This window comes from Nitrospirota bacterium (genome assembly GCA_035873375.1).
Classification (GTDB): domain Bacteria; phylum Nitrospirota; class Thermodesulfovibrionia; order Thermodesulfovibrionales; family JdFR-85; genus BMS3Bbin07.
The window spans coordinates 137,769-145,274 of the sequence record JAYWMQ010000043.1; the positions used below are offsets into that span (position 1 = coordinate 137,769).

The window sequence follows — 7,506 nt, forward strand, 5'->3', positions numbered from 1 at the left end:
TGCTTATATAGAGGTATGCTGCTTGGTGAAAAGATACCGATAGGGCTGGATATAGGGGCCGGATTTTTAAAGGTAGCCCGGATAAAAGAGACGAGAGGCGGCTATGAACTTGAAGAATTTGATATGATCCCGCTACCCCCTGAACTCATTGTAGACGGCTCTATCATCGATTCTCTCCGTCTTTCCGATTCAATCAAGGAACTCCTCCGCAAGTCAAAAATAAAAGGTAAGGAAGCCGTTATATCGGTTTCCGGTCATTCCTCGGTAATCATCAAAATGATAAGTCTGCCTGAAATGAGCGAGGAAGAGCTTGAGGAATCCATTAAGTTTGAGGCAGAGCAGTATGTCCCGTTTGACATAAACGATGTAAACATAGATTTTCAGATTATCGGTCCAAAGGAAGAGCCCGGACAGATGGATGTTATACTGGTGGCAGTAAAAAAGGACGTTATAAATGAGTATGTCAGTGTTGTAAAAGATGCCGGATTAACCCCTGTTATAGTGGATGTTGATGTGTTTGCACTTGAAAATATGTATGAGTTGAATTATGAGATTTCAGCTTCCAGGAATGTTGCCCTCGTGGACATTGGTGCAAGCTCCATCAAGATGAACATCATTAAAGGGGGAATCCCCTCTTTTACGAGGGACGGCCCTGTGGGGAGCAACCTCCATTCAGAAGCCCTGCAGAGGGAGTTCCATATACCTTATGAGGTAGCCGAGAGGCTTAAACGGGGTGAGACGGTGGAAAACATATCTGAAGAGGAGGCCAGGACTGTAATTGAAGCTGCCTCTGAGGAGATTTTTAATGAGATAGGCCGTTCCCTGGAGTACTTCAGGACCTCCATGGCAAAAGAGGAAGTGGCTGAGTTGATACTCAGTGGTGGCTGTGCACTTATTGCAGGTTTTCCTGAAATGCTTGCTGAGAGGTTAGGCATAGAGGTGAAGATTGCAAATCCATTTCAGAACATTACTATCTCGAAGAAACTGGATGATGCTTACATCAGGGATATAGCGCCTATAGCCGCTGTTTCCGTGGGGCTTGCCATCAGGAGGGTCGGAGACAGATGATAAGGATAAATCTTCTCCCTGTTAAAAGAAAGAAGAAGCCAAAGCCGGTTCCGGGTTTTATTATAGTCACTGTCATAGCAACCGTTATTGTTCTGATAGGTGTGCTGTTTACGTACGTTAATATCAAGGAAGAGCTTAAAACCCTGCAAGCCAGGAAGACCGCTAATGAACAGAAACTCCAGGACATGAAGAAGAAACTGAAGGCTTTGGAGAACTACGAAACACTTGTCAAAACTGTGGAACGAAAGAAGGGTGTAATACTGCAGTTAAGAAAGAATCAGGGCATTCCTGTCAGGTTGATGGATGAGATTAGTAAAGACCTGCCAAACGGGATATGGCTTAAAGAGCTTAAAGTCACCGGTAATACAGTTGATATGGAAGGTTATGCCTTTACCAACTCGGATGTAGTGAAATATGTAAACAGGCTTAAAAAGTCTCCGTTGTTCAACTCTGTGTACCTTGCCGAGTCAAAACGTAAGGAGATATCCGAGGGCGGATCAAAGGAGAAGATCCCTGTGTATAACTTCAAGATAAAACTGGGAGTAAGTGGTTGAGATGGCGCCAAAATTAAAAATAGATCTCAAGGCAATTCCACCGGCAGCGCAATATGCCATAGCAGCAGGTCTGCCCCTTCTGATCATAGTCCTCTTCTTCTTTATCTATTATAAGCCTGTGACTGCCGAGATTAAGTTACTCGAAAAAAATATTGCAAAGCAGGAGCAGGAGATAGGAAAGGCGGAAACAAAGCTTAGGAAGCTGCCGGAAATCAAGGCCCGTTATGAGGTGTTGGTTAAAGAGCTGGATGAGCTGAAGAGACAGTTACCCGAGGAAAAGGAAGTAACCACTCTTCTGAAGCAGGTTTCAGACCTTGGAATCAAGTCCGGCTTGCAGATAAAGCTATGGAAGCCTTCCAAGAGAAAGACCCACCCAAGTGGAGTTGTATATGAGATACCCGTGAAGGTGGAGATGATAGGTTCATATCACAGACTGGGCTATTTCTTCAGTTCCCTTACAAGACTTAGCAGGATCGTAAATGTTACAAATATAAAACTCAGTAATCCAAAACCTGAAACAAGGGAAGCCAGGTTGCAGATATCCTTTGTTGCCGTGACATTCTCTGCAATTCCTGAAGGCGAGATTCAAAAAGGGGCGGCAGATAAAAAGGGAAGGCGGGGTCGTAGAAGATGAAGACCATACTAAACATATTGATTGTAATGCTGTTGACTTCCGTGCTTCTTGCATGTAAAGACAAGCCGCAGGTTAAAAAATCCGGGCCGGCAAAGAAAACCCCGGTTCAGACAACCACAGTGAAAAAAACAACTGAAACCGTCAAGCCTGAAGTCAACAAAACCAGGAAGAGTATCGAGCCAATTATCTATGATCCCGAGGGCAGACGTGACCCCTTCCTTTCCATTATTGTCATGACGAAACAGAAGGTACAGAAGAAAAAGAAGACGCTCAATCCCCTGGAGAATTATGACGTTACGGATTTCCGGCTCCTTGGCGTGGTCTATACCGGTAAGGACTATTATGCTTCAGTTGCCCTCCCTGACGGGAAGGCTTATACTATCAAGAAAGGAACGACTTTGGGGCTTTATGGTGGGAAGGTTATTGATATTACGAGTGATAGCGTTATAATCCGGGAATATGTGGTTGATTACAGAGGGCAATTAAAACCTAAAGATACAGTTCTGAAGCTCCGCAAAGAGGAGGAATAATGGAGAAACAATATAAGAGAAGAAGAAATTCATTTAACGGGTTACGGGCTACGGGATGCAGGTCGGACACACAATGCGTAATTCCCGGTCCGCAACGCTTAAACTTTTATTCTTTAGCACTTCTTATTTCATGTCTTTTTCTTTTTACATCTTTCTATGGATGTACTTCCGTAGAACCGGTCAAGCGGGTTAAAGGGGCTCAGGAAACTCCTCCCGAGATAACTTCAATTACAGCTTCAGACAACAGGCTGACCATATCTGCAAGTGCACCGTTTGAGTACACAATATACAAGCCGGATGATCCGTTTAAGGTGGTTGTAGGGCTCAGAGGGGTGGCTCTCGGTAAATATACGCAGAAGATTGTGCCGGGTGTTGCCGGGATAACCGAGATCAGTCCGGAGTATGCCAGGGTCCCTACTGAAGGTGCAAGGCTCGAGGTGCTCCTTTCTTCTCCGGCAAATATAGTGCCGCAATATACAAGAGGCAAGCTGACATTATTAATAAAGGGTGAAACAGCTGAGAACCTGAGTCGGAAAGAACCTTCAGAGAGCATATCTGAGGGAGCCGCTGATTTACCACCTGCACAATACATTGATGATGTATCAATGGAGAGGCTTAGAGACAGAGTGGTTGTTACTATTAATGGTGACGGCAGGATGATCCCTGATGTCTTTCCACTTGACGGCAGACTTGTGATAGATATTCCTGATGTGGATATGAGGGCATCTGTCCCCGAGACTGTTATAAAACCACTGAGAGGGATCAGGTGGGGCGAATATGAAGGTAGATTACGTATCGTCCTTGACCTTGATGATAATACCACCTTTGATGTTATATCAATAGCCAACAGGGTAGAGATATCTCTCCGTTCACCTGAGCTTCTTGAAGAGTCAGTGGCAGAAATGAGTAAGGAAGTTGATTCCGGTGAAGCGAAGAATGTAGTAAAAAGAGAAGGACTGTTAAAAGAATCAACAAAGGAACTTGTAGCGGGCAAATATACGGGCAGGAAGATATCTCTTGATTTTCAGGATGCAGATATTATACCCATATTCAGACTCCTTGCTGATGTAAGCGGTTATAATGTAGTTGTTGCTCCCCAGGTTACGGGGAAAATTACGATAAAACTCATAAATGTTCCCTGGGATCAGGCGCTTGACCTTATACTGAAGACCCATAATCTCGGCATGGTTTTAGAAGGCAATATAATAAGGATAGCTCCCCTGTCCGCTCTCGTCAAGGAGAGGGAAGAGACCCTCAAGGCAAAAGATGCGGCACGGAAGGCAGAACCCCTTGTGACAAAGGTCTTTCCCGTCAGTTATGCCGAGGTAAGCAAGGTGCAGTCGGCAATAGACCAGGGGAAAATTCTTTCGGAGAGGGGGAGTGTGAGTGTTGACCAGCGGATAAGTTCTTTAATAATAAAGGATGTTCCAAGCAATATGCCGAAAGTGGAGAAACTCATCAAGACACTTGATCAGTCCACTCCACAGGTGATGATAGAGGCAAGGATTGTAGAGGTAAATACCAATGTATCACAGGAGTTTGGTGTAAGGTGGGGGTTTACCGCTACCACCAGTAACAGGCTTTCAAGCGCTGGAGGCCTGACACCCTATGTTGTGGATTTCCCGGCTGCCGGTGCCGGTCCTGGTTCCGGGTCAGGGATTACATTCGGGTTTTTAAATGCAGCAAGAACGCTATCTCTGAATGTTGAGTTATCAGCCCTTGAGACAACCGGTCAACTCAAGATTGTTTCCAATCCAAGGATCATTACAGTTGACAACAAGGAGGCCTTCATATCCCAGGGCAAGAGTATTCCCGTAAGAAAGCTTACGTCCGAGGGTACGGTCTCTACGGAGTTTAAGGATGTGAAGCTCGAGCTGAAGGTAAAACCGCACATAACGCCTGATGGCTCGATTATCCTGAGCGTTGAGGCAAAGAAAGAGGAGCTCGACCCCACAATCCCTTCTGTTGAGGGTGTGCCGGGTACTGACAAGAAAGAGGCAAAGACGAATGTCATCATAAAGGATGGAGAGACCCTTGTAATCGGAGGTATCTACAAGACGGTCAACAATAATTCCGAGTCAGGTGTGCCGAGTCTCAAGGATATACCCATTTTGGGATGGCTATTTAAGAACAAGAAAAAAGAGGCCCAGACAAATGAGCTTCTGATATTTATTACGCCGAGGATAATCAAGAGGAGCCCGGGCCAATAACAACTCACAAATAAGTGCGTGCAATAAATTAGAATCATACTGCTCGTTGTAGAGCATAAACAGTTTTATATGAAGTAATAAAGGAGGCGATATGAGTATCCGGCACTTTAAATATGTACTACCTTTAATAGCAATACTCTTTCTATGGTCATGCGGTGATGTAAGTGCCCCGCCTGATTCAACGATAACCATCAACCCTCCATCTTTAAGTGTTGAAAACGGAGACACTACCGCCAGGTGGTCAACACAATATTATACAGTATCCGTTGTCGACAAGGACGGATACCCGGTAGGGGATGCTGAACTGTCAATATCCTTCATCTGGGCCTCTCCCAATCCATACAACCTGGTGCAGCTTTACAAGGGAGATACCCCTGTGAATTCACCCTTTGATGCCACTACAGATGAGTTTGGAGCTTACACTTTCAGACTGGACTTTATTTCTGGTGGTGCATATGAGTATACAGGAGACATTGAAGTCAGGTCTGGAGCCAATTTTGCCTCTTCGTCTCTGGAAGTTACGGTAGCGACTACGACTACGCCATAGTGCTTAGGAGGGATTTTATAATGCGCAAGAATATGCCTGGCAGGTTAGCCGTTAATTTTTTCATGATTCTTCTGGTTGTAGCCTTATCTTCCTGTGGTTCTAAAAGTAGCAGTCTGCCCCCCAGTTCGTCCGGGACGGGTACTGATACTGAAACGAGTACAGTTGTAGTTGGTACAGTATCAGTCACTGCAAACCCGACAGCAGTAACCGTGGGGGGGCTATCGAGCATAGAAGCCGCAGTTCTTGACGATAGCAGCAACAATGTCCCTGACGGTACGGTTGTAACTTTTTCACTTGACCCATCAAGTCTTGGTGTTATCCCCTCACAGGCAACCACGGTTGACGGAGTAGCAAAGGCGACCTTTACGGCAAATAGCACGACTTCGGGGACGGTTACTATAACCGCAACAGCCGGGGGTGTGAGCGATACGGTAACGGTCACCATTCAGGGCGCTGATGCCGGCAGTATAGAGTTTTCTTCTGCATCACCACAGGTTATCGGTCTGAAGGGTTCAGGTCAGACAGAGACATCAACCATAACATTCCTTGTAAAGGATGTAAACGGCAATACTGTTACTGATGGTACATCTGTAACATTTACCATGAAGGGACCAAATGGCGGTGAATATCTGGATCCAACATCCACATCCACTGTGAACGGAGAGGCTGTAACTATACTGCACAGTGGCTCAGTGGCTGGACCTGTCACGATTGTGGCCTCTGTAGACGTCAATGGTACGACCCTGTCAACGTCGTCCTTCCCGATATCCATAGGCGGCGGGGTCCCGACTGCCAGGAGCTTTACCTTGGCTACTGATGTCCATAACCTTCCCGGTCTGGCATACATCAACAGGGAGGCGAACATATCAGCCTTTGTAGCGGACAGGTTCGGTAACTACAATGTCCTTGAAGGGACGTCCATATCCTTCTACGCAGAGGCAGGGGCCATAGACAGAAACGTGAACGTAGACTCCACAGGTGCCGGCACGGTAATCTTCAGGACCCAGAACCCGATGCCGGAGGATGTGGTTGCAACTGACGCTTCTACTCCGATCCCGGGTGTTAACGATGAGACAGCACTCCAGGCCCTCGTGTCGGGTACTTGGCCAACCGTAGACACATCAAACAATCCTCGTGACGGGTGGGTCACCATACTTGCAACGGTCATGGGGGAAGAGAGCTTTGTGGATGCCAATGCAAACGGTATTTTTGATCCCGGAGAGGACTTCGATGATCTGGGAGAGCCCTTTATTGATTTGAACGATAATGGTGTCAGGGATGACGGTACCGGTACCGATCCCCTCGAACTGTTCATAGATACGAACGGTAATGGTCAGTATGACGGTCCCAACGGCTGCTGGGACGGCCCTGACCCGGATCCGTCCTATACCTGTACCGGCAGGGAAGACAGCAAGATGCTGTATAAAACAATAACCCTTATGTTTACAGGCAAGCCTGTTAACTTTGCTGTGACTCCTTCGACGTTTGACATAGGTGACGGAGACTCGCAGACCTTCAGTGTCATAGTCGCTGATACAAACCTGAACCGTCCCTCACCAGGCACAACCATAAGTGTCAGTGCAGATGGCGGGAAGTTGAGCGCCTATCCTCCGAGCCCTATAGCCGACGGGTTGTCGTCATCCCCTGTAATATTCAGCTTTACTCTCTCAGACAGCAACGCCGGTGATACCGATCCAGCGGAGAATGTCAGGGGTCTCGTTGAAGTAGAGTGGGAGGGTGTTAAATATCCTGTAGTTATATCAGGTATCATAAATTGAGCAATTTTAGTGAATCAGGCGGCTGATTGAACTAATGCGTTGAGCCATAAGCTGCCTTTACAGTAATTGTAATATTTGCTGATAAGTTATTAAAAAGAAGGGGCGCTTCACCTTAAGGTGAAGCGCCCCTTCTTTTTAATAACTTATCAGCAAATATTACAATTACTGTAAAGGCAGCTTATGGC

Annotated in this window: 7 protein-coding genes; all 7 read left to right on the forward strand. The window is 46.3% G+C overall.

Translation table 11 applies throughout. The features are described 5' to 3' along the window. Positions 1–15 precede the first annotated feature (15 nt). Positions 16–1,068, forward strand: coding sequence for a type IV pilus assembly protein PilM (gene pilM, locus VST71_09605; protein MEC4685970.1), 1,053 nt, complete (start codon positions 16–18; stop codon positions 1,066–1,068). Further along, positions 1,065–1,622 carry a PilN domain-containing protein gene (locus tag VST71_09610; GenBank protein ID MEC4685971.1) on the forward strand — a complete coding sequence of 186 codons (558 nt, stop codon included), beginning with the start codon at positions 1,065–1,067 and terminating at the stop codon, positions 1,620–1,622. The genes pilM and VST71_09610 overlap by 4 nt, the downstream gene beginning before the upstream one ends. Position 1,623: 1 nt before the next feature. Next, entirely contained in the window at positions 1,624–2,256 is a 633-nt protein-coding gene (gene pilO / locus VST71_09615; GenBank protein MEC4685972.1) for a type 4a pilus biogenesis protein PilO, read from the forward strand. Then, a complete protein-coding gene (locus tag VST71_09620) occupies positions 2,253–2,786 on the forward strand; it encodes a pilus assembly protein PilP (protein ID MEC4685973.1) in 534 nt (177 codons plus the stop codon). The genes pilO and VST71_09620 overlap by 4 nt, the downstream gene beginning before the upstream one ends. Next, positions 2,786–4,996 (forward strand): type IV pilus secretin PilQ, encoded by a 2,211-nt coding sequence (gene pilQ / locus VST71_09625; protein ID MEC4685974.1) that lies wholly within the window; start codon positions 2,786–2,788, stop codon positions 4,994–4,996. The genes VST71_09620 and pilQ overlap by 1 nt, the downstream gene beginning before the upstream one ends. 91 nt (positions 4,997–5,087) lie before the next feature. Next, positions 5,088–5,543, forward strand: coding sequence for a hypothetical protein (locus VST71_09630; GenBank protein MEC4685975.1), 456 nt, complete (start codon positions 5,088–5,090; stop codon positions 5,541–5,543). A gap of 20 nt (positions 5,544–5,563) precedes the next feature. Then, positions 5,564–7,321 carry a hypothetical protein gene (locus VST71_09635; GenBank protein MEC4685976.1) on the forward strand — a complete coding sequence of 586 codons (1,758 nt, stop codon included), beginning with the start codon at positions 5,564–5,566 and terminating at the stop codon, positions 7,319–7,321. Positions 7,322–7,506 lie beyond the last annotated feature (185 nt).